The organism is Endozoicomonas arenosclerae, from assembly GCF_001562015.1.
In the GTDB taxonomy this organism is placed as follows: Bacteria; Pseudomonadota; Gammaproteobacteria; order Pseudomonadales; family Endozoicomonadaceae; genus Endozoicomonas_A; species Endozoicomonas_A arenosclerae.
In genome coordinates, this window is sequence record NZ_LASA01000261.1 from 1 (window position 1) to 2,187 (window position 2,187).

The 2,187-nt window shown below is 46.4% G+C and carries 3 protein-coding genes; all 3 read left to right on the plus strand.

The window, feature by feature from the left end; all coding sequences use genetic code 11:
- A partial coding sequence (locus WG89_RS28545) for a hypothetical protein (protein ID WP_062269480.1) occupies positions 1-196 on the plus strand: 196 nt, incomplete at its 5' end.
- Between the two features lie 245 nt (positions 197-441).
- Positions 442-1,080 carry a ribosome biogenesis GTP-binding protein YihA/YsxC gene (yihA, locus tag WG89_RS28550; protein WP_062271183.1) on the plus strand — a complete coding sequence of 213 codons (639 nt, stop codon included), beginning with the start codon at positions 442-444 and terminating at the stop codon, positions 1,078-1,080.
- 947 nt (positions 1,081-2,027) lie between these two features.
- Positions 2,028-2,187, plus strand: a 160-nt coding sequence (locus WG89_RS33180) for a transposase (protein ID WP_172806691.1), incomplete at its 3' end; no start/stop codon positions are given.

Consider the following 2,187-nt stretch of genomic DNA (forward strand, 5'->3'; position numbering starts at 1 on the left):
CTATGAAAACATGATGACCCCTTACGAAAAGTTCCTGTCACTGAAGGAACCAGAACAGTACCTGAAAGAAGGGATTACACTGGACCAACTAAAGGACAAAGCGGAAGCCATGACCGATAATGAAGCGGCCAGAAAGCTGCAACAAGCCAGAGAAATCCTGTTTCAATTAGTTCATGAGCGACAAGCCGAGGGTTAGGTAGTAGTACCTGCCTTCAGGCTCATTTCAGGATTGGAAAATACTGGTCGTCGAGCCCAGTAAATTCGCTACTGTCAGACAAAAAGGTTTTTTCCTGAAGCAATGGGCACAAGTTAACCGGTTGCCAATTGTCGGCGAATGCTACGCAACTATTCCATTCCGGTCACAAGTCAAGCAAAATTGCGCCAACTTTTCATTTCTATAGAGAAGCTCCCATTAAGGGAACTTCCTGACAGGTCTGACACATGAGTGAACCCAGAAGCGGTTTGAACTATCGCAAGGCCAAATTCCTGACCAGCGCCCCCAAGCTGAAACTCTGTCCACCGGATAACGGCCGGGAAGTGGCTTTCGCGGGTCGTTCCAATGCGGGTAAGTCCAGCGCTTTGAACACCCTGACGGGTTCTAAGATCGCTCGTACCAGTAAAACCCCTGGACGCACTCAGCTGATGAACTACTTCAACATTGAAGACAGCATTCATTTGGTTGACCTTCCCGGTTACGGTTATGCAAAAGTCCCGGAAGCCATGAAAATAGAATGGCAAAAACATCTGGATGATTATTTAACCAACCGGGAATCACTGGTGGGGCTGGTTTTACTGGTCGATATTCGCCATCCGCTAAAAGAGTTTGACCGGATGATGGTTCAGTGGAGCATTGAGTCGGAAATGCCTCTGCACATTCTGCTGACCAAGAGCGACAAACTGAAATCCGGTGTTGCAAAACAGGCTCTGAACAATCTCCGCAGAGAACTCTCTGAGTATCCACAAATTTCCATGCAACTGTTTTCTGCTTTGAAAAAGGCCGGGGTCGACCAGCTGGCACAGCGCCTGGATACCTGGTTACTTGCAGACGATGATGAATTGGAAGAGCTGGAAGAAGAGTAACAGGGAAAAGCTACATCCCTTCTTAGATCCCAGAAATTGCTCCTGCATTTCTGGGATACATTACGTCCCTGTAAATAAAAAAGCCCCAGTCATCGGGGGGAGATGACTGGGGCACCAAGCTCCGTCACATGGAGGTACGGAGTTTGTTAACACACTAAACACACAAGGAGTGTTGTGAGAGAAAACGGGGGAGGTATTTCCCTCACATAACATCAGACCGTCAATATTTCGGTAAGTTCCATCGACCAGGAACCAGCTCCCGACCTATCACGCTCAAATTAGACTATCGACCCAACTCCCGAAATTTACAGTGAAGATTTCTTCATAAGACACTCGTCCAATAACTGTTTTTTTTCAGGCAAAAAAAAACCAGTTACCAAGGGGGGTGGTAACTGGTCTATTGCAGAGAGTGTCGGGGAACACCGCTCTGCTTTCTATTGCCAACACTAAACACACAAGGAGTCTGTAGAAAGGTTTTTGCCTCCCTACATATATTGAGACAACCCAATCTAGAGAAAGTTCCCGAGAGAAGAAAATTTTTTTCATCTTTTTGCCAAGCATGTCGTACTGCTTTTTACCTGGCACACATGTTTTCCTTCAGGCAAAAAAAAACCGGCTACCAAGGGGGGACGGTTACCGGTTCTCTGCAGGCTGTATCGGGGAACACAGCTCTGCTTTTATTGCCAACACTAAACACACAAGGAGTCTGTAGAAAGGTTTTTTGCCTCCCTACATATAATGAGACCACCGAATTCCAAAAAAGTTCCCTGCATCAGCAAAAAAACCGATTACTGCGGAAGGAAAAGGTAGCTGGCAGGGCAAAAACATGAACATATATTGAAAAGTCAAACAGCCTAAAAGTTTTGGCTCTTAATGGATTCTGGGGAGCTGGTTGAGGACGAGTTATTTGACTATGAATAGAAGACGTTTTCTTGTACAAAAGTGTCATGAAACTTTATGACCTCCTCGACAACGCCAAGTGCTTTGAACAGATACGCCAGATTCGCTGGCCTGACGGGGTGAAATGCCCTCACTGTGCCAGCTCAGACATAACCCGCCAAGGCAAGGACGATTCACAGCCTGACAGACAGAGATATTCTTGTAAAG